The sequence below is a fragment of the Paenibacillus melissococcoides genome (assembly GCA_944800085.1).
In the GTDB taxonomy this organism is placed as follows: Bacteria; Bacillota; Bacilli; order Paenibacillales; family Paenibacillaceae; genus Paenibacillus_B; species Paenibacillus_B melissococcoides.
Genome location: CALYLO010000005.1, coordinates 396,963 through 414,246, shown reverse-complemented (window position 1 = coordinate 414,246; position 17,284 = coordinate 396,963). Strand labels below are relative to the sequence as shown.

The following is a 17,284-nucleotide window of genomic DNA, read 5'->3' as shown; positions in this document are numbered from 1 at the left end:
TACCCGCTATGGCAGCTATCCTTCTCCTTCTCCGCGTAATAAAAGCATGATAAAATAGGAAGAGCAAAAAAAGTGAAACAACGTCGGATTCCATTCGTATGTATGGGTATTAAGACGGATTAACAACATGCCCAGGAATCCAAGGTTTCCAGGATATACTGAGGATAAGACTGCATAGGGAGGAACTGTCCATGTCATTATTCAAACGCTTGCGTGATGTTACCATGTCCAACATTTATGCGCTGATTGAGAAAGCCGAAGATCCGATCAAGATGACCGATCAATACTTGCGCGACATGCAAGAGGATCTGGAGGAGGCGGAACGTGCGGTAGCTCAGCAGATCGCGATCGAGAAGCGCTTCAAGCAATCGTACGAAGAGCAAGCCGCATTGGTGAAGAAGCGCGAGGAGCAGGCGCATATCGCCGTTCAGGCCGATAATCTGGACCTTGCCCGCCGGGCGCTGGAAGAGAAAAAAGCGGCCGAGGAAAAGATGAACGAATATAAGGCGAGCTACGATCAGAACAAGGCTGCCGCCGACAATCTTCGCGCGAAGCTGGACGAGATGCGGAAGCAGTATTCCGACATGAAGAACAAGCGCGAGACGCTGGTTGCACGCTATAACGCGGCGAAGGCCCAGACGGAAATCAACAAGGCGATGGCCGGATTCAGCTCCGATACGGCCATGTCCGGGTTGAAGCGGATGGAAGACAAAATGCTGGCGATGGAAGCCCAAGCAGAGGCTTCGAACGAGATGAACGGTTCTTCCAAATCGCTTGACGATGAATTTGCCAAGCTGGGCAAGAACAAGGATGTCGAGGACGAACTCGCGGCCATCATGAAAAAATACGATAAATCCGCAGAGTAAGATTAAGGACGCTTGCCGCAAGGGCAAGCGTCCTTCTTGACCAATAGGTACGGAGAACTCATCGAACGGTAAGGGGAGTGCAGGATAAACATGATTCTCGACAATATTGCCGGGATCGCGGTATGGACGGCAACAGGGGCCTTGCTCCTGTTCTTGCTCATGTTCGTGGATTCGCTGTTCACGGGTTACAATGATATTCAGGAGATGCGGGACGGGAACGTCGCCGTGACAACCCGCTTCGTGATGAAGCTGTTCTCGCAAGGATTCATCCTGTCGAGCTCGATTAAGGTTGCCTATAGTCTGGGCGAGGCGCTGTTCATGTCGGCCGTCTCCTTCGTCATCCTTCTCATTCTGGAGTTCATCCTCCGTCTGCTGTTCCGGAGCGTGTTCGCCATGAACCTGGAGGAAGGCACGAAGGAGGGGCGCATGTCGTACGCCTTGGTGGCCGGTTCGATGCATATCGTAGGCGCGCTCATCATCGCCGCTTGTCTGTAACGGACAGACGGGAACGGAAGGAGAGATACGGATGAGCTTGTGGAAACGGATCAAAAACATAGTGGCCAAGCCCGAGGCGCCTAAGCCGGAAAAAAAGCCGTCGATGCTGGAGCCGGGAGATATTTGCGAAGTATCGCTAATCAGCTATGAAGTCGTCGGCCGGACCGATTGGCGGGTTCGCCCGGGCTCCTGGGTTACCCTGCGTGACGGGGCGAATCTCCGCTACTTGCATGTGGAGCAGCGGGAACAGACTTATTACAGCTTATATCAAGTGATTGACGGACGGCTTGATTCGGTGGAGGAGGTTCCGACCGAGATCGAGCTGGACGGAAGATGGTTCTATCTGGAGGATCAATATGACGGCAGAGTGATCTGCACGGGGCAGACGCCGTTCGGCGGAGCCGGAGAGCAATATGTATGGCAATACCAGTCGGACGACCGGAAGCTGCTCCGCATCGAATGGCAGGACGGCCGCTTCCAATTGTATGAGGGCGAAGCGGTCATCGCGGCGGATGTGCGCATCATCCGCCGATCATGAGGAGCTCCGCCATGAATACACGGGGTTGGAACGCCGTCAAATGGATCATTATCGCCAGCCTTCTCTTCCCGCTGTTGGCGGCCTGCGGACAGATTGATCTGTCCGCATCGTATCCGCTGGATTCGGTGGCAAGGGACGGAAGCAGCACCTCCTATATCTATCGCGCGGAGAATACGCCGGTGCCGGAGGCGGCCGAGGCGATTGCGGAACAACGCAGGCCGGAGCAAATATCGGAAACGAGCACCGAGCGAATGTTCCTGGTCTACCGCGATCAGCTGATTCAGATTCAGCAGGACCCGGAGAAACCGGAAGACAGCCTGATCGAAGTCGATTCCAAAGAATATGTGAAGAACAATTATGATCGCAGCTTCCTGGAGATGTATATCCAATATCGGCTGCTGGATACGCTGTTCGACTCGCTCCGGGGAGCGGGGGGCTACCGGGGGTATACGGATCGGGGTGATTATAAGCCAGCGAAGCCGTACCGGGCGCCGACGACCGAGGAGAAGAAGAAGATTCCTCCACTTACCGTCGAGCGGAAGGGCTCGATTTTCCGCAGAGGCACGAACAGCAACGACTCGACGGTCGGCAGCGGGGGGAGCATCTTCAAGCGCACGCCGTCGGAGAGCAATACGCGGGGCTCGATCACAAGAAATAAAAACGAGTACGACAATTCGTCCAAGTACACCCCGCCGAGGGTGAAGAAGTACAAACCGCCGAAGACGCGAAGCCGCTCGGGCAGCATCTTCCGGCGAAGATAAGCAGCGCCGCCCCTCCCGTTGTCTTCACGGGAAGGGCGGCGTTTGCATGCGGGAGAGGGGGAGTTGTACGGCAGACCCAAGCTCGCGCCAGAGTCGTCCGCCTAATCCTCTCCCCGTCGTTCGATCGCTTCGGACATCGTCTTGTCCGTCAGATGGGCGTAGATCTCCGTCGTCTCCGTCGAAGCATGGCCGAGCTGCTCCTTCGTCTTGTAAATATCATTATGCAAATAATAGTCCGTCGCGAAGGAATGTCGCAGCTTATGTACGGTCAGAGCCGGCTTGCCGAACCGCTTCGCGTATTTGAGAATCATCTGCTGCATGGCCCGCTTCGTCATCCGCTTGCCTTCCTTCTCCCCGTTCTTGATGGCGAGGAAGAAGGCGCGTTCCTTCTTCGGGGCCGCATAGCGTTCGGATCTGAGGTCAATATAATCCTGCAGATGCTGCTTGGCGCTGTCGCGGAAATAGACCGGCGTCTTGAAGGTGTCGTCATTATGGCCTTTGCGGTAGACATTGACCAGCTTCCGGTTCATATCGACATCGTCCAGATTCAAGTTGACGACTTCGCTTACCCGCAGCCCGGAGTTCAGGATCAGACTGACGATGGCGGCATCGCGAACCGCATTGAGAGCATGGGCATGGGATGCCTGCTTATTGTCGGCGACGTCATGAGCATATCCGTTGCGGACATAGTCGACGAATTCGTCCAGTTCCTGCTCTTCCAGCAGCTTGCCCTTCAGCTTCGCTGCCGTGTCCTTCGGCTTATGTACGCGCTTGATCTCGATCTTCGCCATGACGTTCCGCTTCAACAACGGATAAAATTGCTCGTCCTCCGCAATCTGGCTTAAATAATGGAACAGCGAGCGAAGCGAGGACAGCTTGCGGGATACCGTCACTCTCGAATTGGACGCTTCTTTGTATGTCGTCAAATAGATGCGGAAGGACGTAATATGCTCCATCCGAAGCTGCTCCAGATCGGCAAGCGTCACATCCCGCGTCTGCTCCGCTTCGGTGAGGCGCTCCGCCACGAGCCATCCCAAAAAAATCTCGTAATCCCGCACATATTCCAGCAGCGATGAAGGGGACAGATCCGGCAGCTTATATTCAATAAATTGCTGAATATACCATGGCAAGCCAGGCAACTTGGCATTCAGCGCCGCCCGATCCTTCGCTTTCTGAATCGTCATCATCGGTCGAGCACTCCTTTCCTTGATCTATATTGTAACCGAACCTGCGTTCCCAAGCAAAAGATTCCGTTTGATGTTACAATGGGTGAGGTGTTCTACGCGCATGCAATCATCTCCTTGTCGCCGGGGCAGTGCGGCCGATATCGGCCTTATGCGAGCTGACACATTATGAAAGATAAGGAGCAGGCAACATCATGAAACAAACGTTTACGCTGCAACAAAAAATCGTTCAACTGCTGCATATTTTATTACCGATTTTCGTTACGCAGGTTGCCATGCAGCTGATGTCCTTTTTCGATACGGTCATGTCCGGCAACTACAGCGCAACCCATCTTGCCGGCGTCGCGATTGGCGGCAGCATCTGGGCTCCCGTCTATACCGGCATAAGCGGCATCTTCCTTGCCGTCACCCCGATCATCGCTCATCATATGGGGGCGGGCCGGAAGGGGGAAGTGTCGCCGAGCGTAACCCAGGCAGCGTATCTGTCCGTTATCGTCGGCGCCGTCGTCCTTCTGGTTGGCTCGTTCGTTCTGGAGCCGATTCTTTCGGCCATGAGATTGGAGACGGAAGTTCATCGGGTCGCGAAGGATTATCTTATCGCACTTGGCTTCGGCGTCATTCCGGCATTTCTCTATACCGTCTTCCGGGCAAGCATTGACGGACTGGGGGAGACCCGGGTTACCATGTTCATTACGCTGCTGTCCTTCCCCGTCAATGTCACTCTCAACTATTTCTTTATTTTCGGGAAATTCGGATTTCCGGAAATGGGGGGTGTTGGCGCCGGGATCGCGACAGCAATTACATATCTCATTATTGCCATTGTCGCTTTTCTGTTCCTGCGCGGCAATGCGATGATGCAGTCGATGGGCATGCTGAGGCAATGGGGGGGAATTTCCTTCTCCCGCTGGAAAGAGATTCTTCGCATCGGAACGCCGATCGGGCTGTCCATCTTTTTCGAGGTCAGCATTTTCGCGGGCGTAACGCTGTTCATGAGCGAGTATGACACGAATACGATCGCGGCGCATCAGGCGGCATTGAATTTCTCGTCGCTGCTCTATATGCTGCCGATGAGCATCGCGATGGCCTTGACGATCGTTGTCGGCTTCGAAGCAGGCGCGAAGCGGTTCACGGATGCGAAGCAGTATACCCGCATCGGCATTTTCTCTGCCGTGACCTTGGCTTCCTTGTTCGCCGTGCTGCTGTTCCTGTTCAACCATAAGGTCGCCGGCATGTACTCCGAGGAACCGGATGTGCGGCTGCTAACCGAGTCATTCCTCATTTATGCGATATTTTTTCAACTGTCCGATGCGGTGGCGGCTCCGGTCCAAGGTGTGCTGCGGGGGTATAAGGATGTGAACGCGGTATTTTTGATCGCCTTGATGTCCTACTGGATTATCGGGCTTCCGGTCGGATTTGTGCTGGCCAAGTTCACCTCGCTTGCCGCATACGGGTATTGGATCGGGCTAATTAGCGGTCTGGCCGCCGGCGCAATCTGCCTGTTCACGCGGCTCGCGATTATGGAACGCCGGTACGCGAAGGCTGGAGCAGCGGCAGCTTAGCAGAGGCATTGTACTTTGGCATTAGCCAATGGCTTGTTATGTTTTTATAACAATGAGGAGGATGAAGTCATGTACGATTTCGAGAAAACAATCGATCGGGCGGCATTGGACGCCCTCAAAGCAGTCCCTTCCAGCCAATCAAAGGAAGGGTGCATCCCGCTGTGGGTGGCGGATATGGATTTCCCGGCCGCGCCGGCGATCCAGGAGGCGCTTGTCGCCCGGATGAGCATTCCGAGCTATGGATATACCTTATGTAGGGACCGGTATTATTCGGCCGTCATCGACTGGATGAAGCGCCGGCATCAGTGGAATGTGGCCAAGGAATGGTTCGTGCTGACGCCGGGCGTGGTGCCGGCTATGGCGTTCGCCGTTCGGGCCGTGACGGCGCCCGGGGACAAGGTGATGATCCAGACGCCGGTCTATCCTCAATTCGCCAAAATGGTTCAATCCAACGGGGCGACGCTTGTTACGAACCCGCTCAAGCTGGTTGACGGCCGATATGAGATCGATTTCGAGGATTTCGAACAGAAAGTGAAGGACCCGGCCCTGAAGCTGTTCTTCCTCTGCAACCCGCACAACCCGGTAGGGCGGGTATGGAAGCGGGACGAGCTGCAGAGATTGGCTGATCTGTGCCTGGAGCATGACGTTATTATTTTCTCGGATGATATCCATCATGACTTCACTTATGGGGAGCATCAATATATTCCGATTGCGACACTGTCCCCGGATGTGGTGGCGCGGACGATTACGGCGACATCTCCGACCAAGACGTTCAGCATCGCAAGCTTCAAAGTGGGAAATATTTTCATTGAAGAAGAAAGGCTGCGCCAGAAATACCAGAAGGCGGTGGAAAGCGCCGGAGTCGCCGAGCTCGATCTGGGCGCTATTGAGGCGACGATTGCCGCATATACGAAGGGAGAGGCATGGTTCGACCAAGCTCTGAAATATATTGAAGGGAACAGCCAGTATATTGAGCAGTTTATCGCAGAGCGCATTCCGCAGGTGAAGACGTTCGCCCAGGAAGGAACGTATTTGAAATGGCTCGATTGGCGCAGCTTCGGCTTGACGGACACGGAACTGAATGATTGGGCGCTGAATGAAGCGAAAGTATGGTTAAGTGAAGGCTATGCCTACGGGAAGGAAGGCAGCGGATTTTTGCGGCTCAATATGACCTCGCGCCGGGCCCTCATCGAGGAAGCGATGGAGCGTCTGGCACGAGCGGCGCAGCGTCTGTAGCTAACCCGCACGGACAGGGGCCATCGTTCGGCCCCCTGGCCGGCCCATACCCGGGACCGCGAATTGCCGGGAACGGAACAAGGAATAAGGGGGTGTCTCACAGGCACTGCAAAATGATGGAGATGACGAGTTAACAGAGAATCTGGATGCGGGAAAAACGGCGGCGCGCAAACCGGTGGAAGATGGATGAAGCAGTGAAATGCTGCGTGGATGCATCAATTACTGCTCTTTCAGCCGCGATTTGATGAAATTCCTGCAAAATTACATTATGTTCATCGATTTTTGTATTTTACCGATTGGATAGTCAGAAATTGATGCCGTTTTGCAGGATTCCCTGTAACGGAGTACACGTCATAAAGGAAAAGTGTATTTTTACAGTTTTTCGGCGAGTCGAGCTTTGAGAATCAGGGGGGGCTGTCTCACTGTAGTGAAATACTACTTTTGGGACACCCCCTTGTGTTATGCCGGCTGTTCTCTACATGACGGTGACATTGGACAGGTCTGCTTTATAGCCTTTCAGCAGAGCATACGTTACTTTATCCATAGCGGCGCCGTCGAATATCGCTTTTTTTACATCCGTTTTGAATGAGACGTTTCGAAAAACGGCATTCCGGAACGAAGTCTTCCTCAACCCGGCATAGTCGAACACAGTCCCCTCAAATCGCTGGTTATCAAAGCATATGCCGGATAAATCGGAAGATTTGAAGCTCGTGTCGTTGAATATGCAATCCTTGAACTGTGCGCCGACCAAGTTCGATTTATGGAATTGCGCGCGGGTCAGATTCGCATCGTGAAAGATAGCGTTCTGCAGGTTGCTGCACTTGAAAGAGCTCTTCGTCAGATCCGACTCGCTGAAATCCGAGCCGTGAAGGTTGCTGTAATTGAATTGGCCGTCATGCATACGTATCCCCCGGAAATCGGAGTGGCGCAGCTCGCTCATCGACAGATTCATCTTGGACTGAAGCTGAGCCATCGCATCCCGATCGTGAATGCTGTCTATCAGCTCCGAAATATCTCCGATGGAACCGATCGTCATCTGGAACGCTTCTTCCTCACCGATTCCCTCCTGCCGCATATCCGCCAGTCTATCCTCCAGATCGCGAAGCAGCTCCTCCTTCAACTCGTTCACTTGCTCTACATCCTTATAGGGGAGAAATACACGGTCCAAATATTGCGCCAATTTTCCATTTGTCATATGCAATACCCTGCCTTTCTTAAATTAACATATCGAGAATTTGCTTGGCATGCTCCCAGTTTTGCTTATTGGTGGCATGTGTCAGCTTGCCTTTTTCCGTAATGCGGTAATACTTTCTTCGCCCGCCTTGGGATTCGTCTCCCCAGTAGGATGTAATGTTTCCTTCCTTTTCCAGACGCTTGAGGCTGGAATACATCGTTGCTTCCTTGAGCTCGTATTGACCGCCGGAACCGGCATGCACCAGCTTCGTAATCTCATACCCGTACTTGTCCCCGCTCAACAATAGCTTCAAAATAATGGTATCCGTGTGTCCTCGAAGCAAGTCGGATGAAATATGCATGTTCACCAAAGGATCGCCTCCTGAGATATAACATACAATACATTACTATGACAGTAAAGGTAATGTGGTGACAGAAGTAATTGCAATTCAATGCCGGATTGAAATTGGAACCTCTGAAGGTGATCTCTTGCAGAAATTGCGAGGATGCGGAGAATGATGACAAGAGGACAAAATTACGTAGCTTGAAAATTTCGGGCACAAACGGTGCGGGATAAGTGAAAAAGGTGAAGGAGGGGATCGGAAGATTGCAGGGGTATACTCGGTCGCCGATTCGGCCAAAGTATGTACATCGAAATCGCTTACAAAATTCTTCTTTACAGATTCCTGAGAAGAAGGTAAGATAGGAACTGCGAAAAGTTGTATACAAGTATACTTGTAGTGTAATTCAAGGAGTGAAGAGACAGCATGAATATAGGCATGATAGGACTCGGCAAGATGGGATTCAATCTGGTAAGCAACATGCTTCGGCATGGCCACCAGGTTGCGGCATATGACGTGAATCCAGAGCCGCGGCAGAAGGCGGCGGAATTGGGAGCGATTGCGGCGGACTCGATCGAAGAGCTTGTATCCAAGCTGCCTTCGCCGAAGATCGTGTGGATGATGGTCCCGGCCGGCGGAATTGTGGATAATGTCATCGCGACGCTGATTCCGCTGCTGACGGAGGGGGACATCGTAATTGACGGAGGCAATTCGCATTATAAGCAGTCGGTCGCTCGCGGCGAGAAGCTGGAGCAGCATGGCATTCATTATATGGATGTAGGAACATCGGGAGGCACGGAAGGCGCTGCCCAGGGCGGATGCTTCATGATTGGCGGCAAGGAAGAGGTATTCAAGCTGCTGGAGCCGCTATTCCGGGATATCGCGGTCGAACAAGGCTATCTGTATGCGGGCAAGAGCGGCAGCGGTCATTTTCTGAAAATGGTCCACAACGGGATTGAGTACGGAATGATGCAATCGATTGCCGAAGGATTCGAGCTGTTGGATAAGAGCGATTATGAATTCGACTATGAATCGGTAGCCCGCGTATGGTCGAACGGATCGGTCATCCGCAGTTGGCTGATGGACTTGACGCAGAACGCATTTTCCAAGGATCCCCGCCTTGAAGGTATCCGCGGCGTGATGCAGAGCTCGGGCGAAGGCAAATGGACGGTCGAGACGGCATTGGATCTGCAGGCAAGCGCTCCGGTCATCGCGATGTCACTCTTCATGAGATACCGTTCGCTGGAGTCGGATACGTTCCACGGCAAGGTAGTCGCGGCGCTGCGGAATGAATTCGGCGGGCATCAGGTGGAGAAAAACGGCTGAACAAGCCTGCGCGAGCATCAACCTAATGGAATATTCCGGTGAATGTATGATAGAATTTGAGAAGATCTGTTTTGTTCATTGGGGACATTATTTATTTCATTAGGAGAGTTGGAGCTCGATGCATTATCCACAAGAATGGCTGCAGGGCGCTTCCCTTGGGGAGTCGATTGCCTGTGAACTGCGTCTGCACATTATAAATGGAACAGTAAAACCCGGCGAGATCATCTCGGAGAACCGAGTCGCTGCCGACTTCGGGACGAGCCGATCGCCGGTTCGGGAAGCGTTGAAAACGTTATCTAACGAGGGCCTTATCCGGCTGGAACGGATGGGAGCGGTCGTGCTCGGCCTCAGCATGAAGGACGTCGAGGAGCTGTATGATGTCCGGTTCCTGATCGAGAGCTTCGTACAGCAGAGGCTGGCCAGTGCGGATCAGGAGCGGCTTATCGTGAAGCTGAATCAGATCATCGATAAGATGGAGCTGGCTGTGAAGTATCGCGATGTCACCGATTTCGCTTTTCAGGATCTGTCTTTTCACGAGGCAATTATCGCGGCGGCGGAGCATAACCGTATTATGCATCTGTGGACAAGCATCCGCCAAATTGTGATGACGGTTATGCTTATCACGACCGAGGAAATCTTCTCCGAGGGAGAGGACAAGCTCCGTACGGTCATCGAGAAGCACCGGACCATTGTGCGGGGGCTCGAATCCAAAGACGCGAACAAAATACAGCAAGTGGTTCAAGCTTATTTCGCGGATTCTCGCCGAACGCTTCATATTAGCTTGCCGCAGTAGGGAGCAGGAAGCCGATACCGGGCTTCTGCCCGCTCAATTTGTCGACAAGTATACAGTTAAATTTAGGGCATGTTAACAAGGATAGGTATGGTTAAGGGAGGGTTCTGCATCATGAGTACGATATTCGGATTAAGCCACAATGTAACCCTGCTTTTATGTACGCTGGTTGCGATCGTGTTTCTTATTCTGTTCATTGCGAAATTCAAATGGAATCCATTTGTCACCCTGCTTCTGTCCGCGCTGCTGCTCGGTCTGCTGACCGGGATGCAGCCGCTTGAAGTGGTCAACTCTATCACGAGCGGTTTGGGCGGAACGCTGGGCACGATCGCGATCGTGATCGCGCTCGGAACGATGCTCGGCAAGATGATGGCGGAATCCGGAGGCGCGGAACAGATCGCGTCCACGCTGGTTGACAAGTTCGGTGAGAAGCGCGTCCATTGGGCGATGATGTTCGTCGGATTTATTGTCGGGATCCCGGTGTTCTTTGAGGTCGGGGTCATTCTGCTGATTCCTATCGTGTTCACCGTGGCCCGCAAAACAAAAATGTCGCTTCTGCAAATCGGGATTCCGATTCTGGCCGGCCTGTCGACGGTGCATGGGCTTGTCCCGCCGCATCCGGCGCCGATGATCGCGATTGATGCCTATCAGGCCGACCTCGGAAAAACAATTCTGTACTCGCTGCTGATTGGATTGCCGACGGCGATCATTGCAGGCCCTGTATTCGGCAAATTCATCGGTAAGCGCATCCAAGTCGAGCCGCCGGCCAAGCTGGCCGAGCAGTTCGCGCTCAACAACGAACGTCAGCTCCCTGGCTTTGGCATCACGCTCTTCACTATCCTGCTGCCGGTTATTCTAATGCTGATCGGGTCGATTGCCAATATTGTCGATCCGGAAGGGGTTAGCGGCTGGACCGTATTCTGCGAGTTCATTGGCCATGAGATTATCGCCTTGCTGATTTCGGTCGTATTTTCGTTCTTCTCGCTTGGCTTCGCCAGAGGCTTCAAGAAGGAGGATATCTCCCGCTTCACGAGCGAATGTCTGGCGCCGACGGCGACAATCATTCTAATCATCGGCGGGGGCGGGGCCTTCAAGCAAGTGCTGATCAATAGCGGCGTTGGGGATGCAATCGCTGCCATTGCCACTCAGGCCAACATCAACATCATTTTGTTCGCCTGGTTCGTAGCCGCGCTTATCCGCGTCGCCACCGGGTCGGCGACCGTCGCGATGACGACAGCGGCCGGCATCGTCGCACCCGTGTTGGCGCTGAATCCGGGCGTGAACGTGGAACTGGCCGTGCTGGCGACCGGGGCAGGTTCGATTGTGCTGTCCCATGTGAATGACGCCGGCTTCTGGATGGTGAAGGAGTTCTTCAATATGTCCGTTCCGCAGACGTTGAAGTCATGGACCGTGATGGAGACCGTGCTGTCGGTGGTCGGATTGATTTTTATACTCCTCCTCAGTACAGTGGTATAAGAGCAGGAGAATGACGGGAAAGAAGGTAGTACCTATGAGCAGTAAAAAGTACATGATCGGCATCGATATGGGAACGACGAGCACCAAGGCGGTCTTGTTCGAGGAGAACGGCCAAGCGGTCGCCAGGGGCAGCGAGGAATACCCCCTGTACACGCCGAATTCCACGATCGCCGAGCAGGATCCGGAGCAAATCTTCCAGGCGGTCCTCCGTTCCGTCCGCCAAGCTATGTCGGAGAGCGGAGCCGGACCGGAAGACATTCTGTTCCTCTCCTTCAGTTCGGCGATGCACAGCGTGATCGCCGTCGATGCCGAAGGCAGACCGCTTACGCCCTGCATTACGTGGGCGGATAACCGGAGCGGCGAATATGCCGCGCGGCTGAAGCGGGAACAGGTCGGACATGACTTGTACTTGCGCACGGGAACGCCGATTCATCCGATGTCTCCGCTTACGAAGCTAATGTGGATGCGTCATGAAGAGCAGGAGCTGTTCGGCAAAACATATAAATTTATCTCCATCAAAGAGTATGTTATCGCCAAGCTGTTCGGCGAATATGTGGTCGACTATTCGATTGCATCGGCCACCGGCATGCTGAACCTGGCACGGCTAGACTGGGATGAAGAAGCGCTGGAGCTTGCCGGCATCTCCCCGGCGAAGCTGTCGACGCTCGTGCCGACAACCTATCAGTTGACGAATTTGAATGCGGCCTATGCGGATGCCATGGGAATTGCCGCCTCTACGCCCGGGATCGTGGGCGCCAGCGACGGCGTCCTCTCCAATTTGGGGGTCAATGCGATTGAGCCGGGCGTCGTCGCAGCGACGATCGGCACGAGCGGCGCGATTCGCACGGTCGTCGATCGCCCGGTAACCGATCCGAAGGGAAGAATTTTTTGTTATGCCTTAACGGACAAGCATTGGGTAATCGGAGGACCGGTGAATAATGGCGGGATGCTGTTCCGCTGGGTACGGGATGAGCTGGCGGCTTCGGAGGTCGAGGCAGCGAAGCGGCTTGGTATCGATTCCTATGATCTGCTGACGAAGATAGCGGAGCAAGTAAGACCGGGGGCGGACGGATTGCTGTTCCATCCGTATCTGACCGGGGAGCGGGCGCCGCTCTGGAACCCGAATGCGCGCGGCTCTTTCTTCGGCTTGACGATGCATCATCGGAAGGAGCATATGATCCGGGCCGTCCTCGAAGGCGTTATTTTCAATCTCTATACCGTGCTGCTGGCGATGGAGGAGCAGATGGGACGCCCGCGCAAAATCCATGCGACCGGCGGCTTCGCCCGCTCGGCCCTGTGGCGGCAGATGATGGCGGATATATTCGATCAGGAGGTCGTCGTGCCCGAGAGTTTCGAGAGTTCTTGTCTCGGCGCTGTCGTGCTCGGCTTATATGCGACCGGAAGGGCCGATTCCTTGGAGGTGGTGTCCGGCATGGTCGGGTCCACGCACAAGCATCAGCCCATCCCTGAGAATGCCGCAATTTATCACGAATTGCTGCCGATTTATATCTCCATCTTCCGCAAGCTGGAGGAAGAGTACGAGGCGATCGCCCGGCTCCAGCGAAAATGGCTTGAGGCATAATCGTTGGCCCTTATAGGCAATTGAATGATTTGGTGGGAAACAGACCCTGAATAACGGACAACCGTTGTTCAGGGTCTTTGTGCGTTTGCGAAGTGGAGTGGAGTGATCTTTTCGATGAGGAATCGTATAGGCCCAGCTTATCTTATCACGAATCTCCCCTCAGGTCAGGGAAACTGCACGGATTGCCTTGCGATCACGGTCCCCCTGGGTCAGTAAATCTGCAGGAATTGTCTTGCGATCACGTTCACTGTGTGAGTCAGGAGGCCCAATGTTCTGTGTTCCTTATAAGCAATCTCCCCGTTCGTCAGGAGGTCGGAGGCTAGTTGGTTCTTATAAGCAATCTCCCCGTGAATCAGGAAAGATTGGAACAGTCAGGTAGAAATGAATCAAATGTAGAACTGAGCCATAGAAGTGCTCTTGTTTTTGAGGTGAACAGACATGCAAATGAGGCCTCAGGACGGATGGTCAAGGACGCAGACTGATTCGAAGGGAGAGTGTCGCAAAGAACGGGCGTACCAGAATCCCCTGACTTAATGGGAGAGTGTCGCAAAGAACGGGCGCACCAGAATGCCCTGAGTTAATGGGAGAGTAGCGCAAAGAGCAGAAGCGGGAGGTTTACTCTGTATCGCAGGTACGCAGGTAGGGTGGAAAGATACGCGGATATGGGTACAGGCGAGGCGTTATTGAGTTATGATGGAAAAAGATTGGAACCGATTCGGTGATTTGGACGTATTTACCATTACGGATTTGATCTGAAATAATTGATCGGCAGGAGCAGAACAGGACGGGGAGTTGATGCAATGGGAAGAGCGATTACATTGGCGGACGGCCGTACGATCGAGGCGGAATGCTTAAGCTGCGCCCTCACGAGCGGGCAGATCGAGCCTCACGGGGGAACAATTGCGGAGGCCGAGCATTTCCATGCACATCAAGATGTCGCTTATCCGATACCGGGGCTCGTCATCGTCGCTGCCAAAAGGCATTTCTACGGATTGGATGAGATGACGGTGGAAGAGCGGTCGGATTACATCACTTTCGTCCACAATATACGAACGGTGCAGCGGCAGCGGATACAAATTGAATCGGTCTACTATTTTTATAATGAGGTTACATCTCATCACTTCCATCTATGGATGGTGCCGCGCTATGAATGGATGCAGGCCTTCGGACGCTCGGTCGAATCGCTCCGCCCCGTATTGCGGCATGCGAGAGAGAAGCGGAACGACGAAGCGAACCGGGAGCATGTGTTGAAGGGCATCGAGACTTTGCGGCAAGGCTTGCGGGAATTGGCGGGAGTCAATGGAGAGGGAGGGATGCGCATGACAAGCAGGCCGAGCAATTCGCGACAACCGGTTCTGCTGCTGATGGACGGCGAGTGTTTGCTCTGTCACGGCCTTGCCCGCTTCATGATCAAGCGGGACGCGAAGAGACGATTCCGGTTCGCGGCGCTTCAATCCGAAGCGGGGCGGTATGCGCTGGAGCGCGCGGGCAGGTCCGGCCGTCTGCCCGACAGCTTCGTCATGGTGCAGGGGGCTGCCTGCTATACGAAGTCGGAGGCCGCGCTGCGCGTCTGCCGCGATCTGGGGGGGCTGTGGGGGCTGCTGTATGGATGCATCGCCTTGCCGGCGCCGATTCGGGATCGGGCGTATGACTTTATCGCCGCGCGGCGATACCGGTGGTTCGGCAGACGGGGGAAGGATATTCTCCCTCCTGTTTGGCTCCGATCAGGCGTTGTCGCTTATTCGCAAGGGCAGGGGTTATTGGAAATATGCTCCGCTCGGAGACAAGATCTCCTTCGAGACGCTGTATGATTACGAGACACGCTTCGGCCGGCCGGGCCAATGGTTCGACCGGGCGGCATTCCGCATGCCGCCAGCATCGGGCGGGCGCCATTCATTATGCCAGCGTGCTGCTCCTGACGCAGCTCTGGTGCTGGCAGGGGCTGGTGCCGAAGCTGGTGTATCCCGAAGGCGGCGAGCTGGCGCTGCTGCAGGCTGCCGGCCTGTTCCCGGGATGGGAGAGGACGGCGCTCACCCTGCTCGGCTTCGCCGAGATCGGGATCGGCTTGATGACGGCCGCATGTCATCGGAAGACATGGATGTGGCGCGGGCAAGCCGTCCTGGTGCTGCTGCTCGCCTGCGCCGCGCTCGGCGGCTACCCGGAATGGATCAAGGCGCCCTTTAGCCCGGTGACGCTCAGCGCGGCCATGATCGGACTCGGCATTATCGCAGCGGTAAGCGAATGGCGGGCTGCGCATCCGCTCGGGCGATCAGCGTTTCTATGAAGGCCTGCTGCAGTTCCGCTTCCCGCGCCGGTGCACCGGTACGGCCGATGTATGCGAATGGTATGACGAGGATGATGGGCTGTACCGGATCTCGGTAGAGGTGACGAATCCGCTGATTGGGCCCGTGTTTTCCTACCGGGGTTCATTTCAGGCCCGGTTCATCGAGACGCGGCATGCCGCCATTCCGGCGCATATCAAACCGCTGCGCGAGGAAGCGCGCGAATAGCGGGGCACGGAGAGGAACAACTACAGGAACTTCGAGCGGGTTCGGCAGGTTCGCGTCTCGGCCCTGGCGGGAAAGGCGGTGACTGCGAATATGGCATATCGAAGGTCCAGGCCGCGCGATTCCCGCCTTATTCCCCGGATGGAAGAAGCGGCACGCGGTCTAACCGATGGAAGCCAGTTACCGCTTCGACACGCTTCTTGCTGGAGCCGTGTTGCCGTAAGAGCATACAAAGGGCTTCCATACCGAAAGCCCTTTGCCTTTGTTCCTTCCTGCATCACGGCGCCAGCCGGTTGCGATCCCGCGGGAAGGCGGAAGCTTCCCGCACATTGCCGAGGCCGAGCAGGCGCGAGGTAAGCCGCTCCAGCCCGATGGCGAAGCCGCCATGCGGCGGCATGCCGTACCGGAACAGCTCCAGGTAGCCTGACCTTCAAATGCTTCTTGTTCAGATCGAACGGCAGCGGGGACGCGGCCCGATTCAGCACTTCCACCCGATCGACATGGATTTCGATACCGTTCGCCGCCTTCGCTGCCGGGACGGCCCGGCCATGGACGGCAACGACCGATTCCAGCGTCAAGGACAGGTCAAGCCCTTTTCCCTCGAGCACACATTGAACGATGCCGCTGCGGTCGCGGACATCCATGAAGGCCACCTGCCCCAGATGACGCACGCCGTGCACCCATCCTTGAATGCTGACTTGCCGTCCTTCGCAACGGGAGACCGTGGAGCAAAGCACACGGACTTCGGATTCCTTGTTAATAGACATCGTAACATCCCCCTTATTCGATTGTTCCGTGAGTTGAAGATATTGTTGTTGTCATCGTCATCATCGCCGTCGTCCATGTGATCACCCCCTTTCCCGAAATTTTCATTGTAAAAGATGGTAAGGCAAGTTAAGATGTTGGCAAGTTCCGCAGCATCAGCATCTCCCGACAAAAGCCTGGGAAGGGATAGCTACCCATTCCGGCATCTAATGGACAGGTAAATATATCCCTGCAGCAAGAGGAATTCATCTGCCCGTCTGATATTCGTCTACCGAGGCATTGATGGATATATTGGAGCAAGTTCATTCATAGCGCATTGGGATTCAGGTGACGGCAAGCATTCTGCAGGCGATACTTCGTCGCTGTTTGCCATTGAGGTGAGAAGAGGAAAGGGGTGCAGGCAAAACTTTTCCAGAATGAAGTCATTTTTTTCGGATCCAGGTTAGACAATTCTCGTTCATGGCATCAATGGAATAGGTGAACTTGACAGCGAGCGAATGGGCTGCTTATGCCGGATGATGTCGAACGGAACGCGCCGCTCCTCCAATATTTTTCGCACGTTCTCCATACGTCCGCTTTCCCCCTTATCCTGATTATGTTCTCCTTCCATGCTGCCAGACAGAGAATATCTATACCAAATTCGAGCCGGAATGCAGCGGGTTAACGGAAGAGCCGGCATGAACGT

16 protein-coding genes and 2 pseudogenes are annotated in these 17,284 nt (G+C 54.5%); 13 read left to right on the top strand and 5 right to left on the bottom strand.

Annotation, left to right across the window (positions count from 1 at the left end; all coding sequences use genetic code 11):
* Positions 1-191: 191 nt before the first annotated feature.
* The 4 genes from OCY70_RS19795 (at position 192) to OCY70_RS19780 (ending at position 2,660) form a co-directional block, all read left to right on the top strand.
* On the top strand, positions 192-866 hold the full coding sequence (locus OCY70_RS19795) for a PspA/IM30 family protein (RefSeq protein ID WP_213426345.1): 675 nt from the start codon (positions 192-194) through the stop codon (positions 864-866).
* Between the two features lie 90 nt (positions 867-956).
* Positions 957-1,361 carry a DUF350 domain-containing protein gene (locus tag OCY70_RS19790; RefSeq protein ID WP_213426346.1) on the top strand — a complete coding sequence of 135 codons (405 nt, stop codon included), beginning with the start codon at positions 957-959 and terminating at the stop codon, positions 1,359-1,361.
* Positions 1,362-1,392: 31 nt separating this feature from the next.
* Positions 1,393-1,899, top strand: coding sequence for a DUF4178 domain-containing protein (locus tag OCY70_RS19785; protein ID WP_213426347.1), 507 nt, complete (start codon positions 1,393-1,395; stop codon positions 1,897-1,899).
* Positions 1,900-1,910: 11 nt separating this feature from the next.
* Positions 1,911-2,660: a DUF4247 domain-containing protein gene (locus tag OCY70_RS19780; protein WP_213426348.1), complete on the top strand. Its 750-nt coding sequence runs from the start codon at positions 1,911-1,913 to the stop codon at positions 2,658-2,660.
* 101 nt (positions 2,661-2,761) lie between these two features.
* Here the strand turns inward: OCY70_RS19780 and xerS are convergent, their stop codons facing one another.
* Positions 2,762-3,844 carry a tyrosine recombinase XerS gene (xerS, locus tag OCY70_RS19775; protein WP_213426399.1) on the bottom strand — a complete coding sequence of 361 codons (1,083 nt, stop codon included), beginning with the start codon at positions 3,842-3,844 and terminating at the stop codon, positions 2,762-2,764.
* 194 nt (positions 3,845-4,038) lie between these two features.
* Here xerS and OCY70_RS19770 point away from each other — a divergent pair, with 194 nt between their 5' ends.
* Together OCY70_RS19770 and OCY70_RS19765 are read left to right on the top strand one after the other, a co-directional pair.
* Complete coding sequence (locus OCY70_RS19770; protein WP_213426349.1) at positions 4,039-5,403, top strand: MATE family efflux transporter; 1,365 nt, start codon at positions 4,039-4,041, stop codon at positions 5,401-5,403.
* 69 nt (positions 5,404-5,472) lie between these two features.
* On the top strand, positions 5,473-6,639 hold the full coding sequence (locus OCY70_RS19765; RefSeq protein ID WP_213426350.1) for a MalY/PatB family protein: 1,167 nt from the start codon (positions 5,473-5,475) through the stop codon (positions 6,637-6,639).
* A gap of 475 nt (positions 6,640-7,114) precedes the next feature.
* Here OCY70_RS19765 and OCY70_RS19760 read toward each other — a convergent pair whose 3' ends face one another.
* Positions 7,115-7,834, bottom strand: coding sequence for a pentapeptide repeat-containing protein (locus tag OCY70_RS19760; RefSeq protein ID WP_213426351.1), 720 nt, complete (start codon positions 7,832-7,834; stop codon positions 7,115-7,117).
* A 19-nt stretch (positions 7,835-7,853) separates the two neighbouring features.
* Positions 7,854-8,174: a PadR family transcriptional regulator gene (locus tag OCY70_RS19755; RefSeq protein ID WP_213426400.1), complete on the bottom strand. Its 321-nt coding sequence runs from the start codon at positions 8,172-8,174 to the stop codon at positions 7,854-7,856.
* 405 nt (positions 8,175-8,579) lie between these two features.
* Here OCY70_RS19755 and gnd point away from each other — a divergent pair, with 405 nt between their 5' ends.
* From gnd to OCY70_RS19715, 7 genes are all read left to right on the top strand, one after another.
* A complete protein-coding gene (gene gnd / locus OCY70_RS19750) occupies positions 8,580-9,479 on the top strand; it encodes a phosphogluconate dehydrogenase (NAD(+)-dependent, decarboxylating) (protein WP_213426352.1) in 900 nt (299 codons plus the stop codon).
* Positions 9,480-9,597: 118 nt separating this feature from the next.
* Positions 9,598-10,272 (top strand): GntR family transcriptional regulator, encoded by a 675-nt coding sequence (locus tag OCY70_RS19745; RefSeq protein WP_261945114.1) that lies wholly within the window; start codon positions 9,598-9,600, stop codon positions 10,270-10,272.
* 111 nt (positions 10,273-10,383) lie between these two features.
* Positions 10,384-11,745 carry a GntP family permease gene (locus OCY70_RS19740; protein ID WP_213426354.1) on the top strand — a complete coding sequence of 454 codons (1,362 nt, stop codon included), beginning with the start codon at positions 10,384-10,386 and terminating at the stop codon, positions 11,743-11,745.
* Between the two features lie 34 nt (positions 11,746-11,779).
* A complete protein-coding gene (gntK, locus tag OCY70_RS19735) occupies positions 11,780-13,327 on the top strand; it encodes a gluconokinase (RefSeq protein ID WP_213426355.1) in 1,548 nt (515 codons plus the stop codon).
* Positions 13,328-14,127: 800 nt separating this feature from the next.
* Entirely contained in the window at positions 14,128-15,138 is a 1,011-nt protein-coding gene (locus tag OCY70_RS35800; RefSeq protein ID WP_306433901.1) for a DCC1-like thiol-disulfide oxidoreductase family protein, read from the top strand.
* Positions 15,135-15,611: a DoxX-like family protein gene (locus tag OCY70_RS19720; RefSeq protein ID WP_213426356.1), complete on the top strand. Its 477-nt coding sequence runs from the start codon at positions 15,135-15,137 to the stop codon at positions 15,609-15,611. The genes OCY70_RS35800 and OCY70_RS19720 overlap by 4 nt, the downstream gene beginning before the upstream one ends.
* A complete protein-coding gene (locus tag OCY70_RS19715) occupies positions 15,577-15,837 on the top strand; it encodes a DUF4166 domain-containing protein (protein WP_315973926.1) in 261 nt (86 codons plus the stop codon). The genes OCY70_RS19720 and OCY70_RS19715 overlap by 35 nt, the downstream gene beginning before the upstream one ends.
* Positions 15,838-16,111: 274 nt before the next feature.
* Here OCY70_RS19715 and OCY70_RS36245 read toward each other — a convergent pair.
* Both OCY70_RS36245 and OCY70_RS36240 read right to left on the bottom strand, forming a co-directional pair.
* Positions 16,112-16,255, bottom strand: a pseudogene (locus OCY70_RS36245) (amino acid--tRNA ligase-related protein); the annotation flags it as partial.
* Positions 16,256-16,325: 70 nt separating this feature from the next.
* Positions 16,326-16,601: pseudogene (locus tag OCY70_RS36240) on the bottom strand (OB-fold nucleic acid binding domain-containing protein); the annotation flags it as partial.
* Between the last annotated feature and the right edge of the window lie 683 nt (positions 16,602-17,284).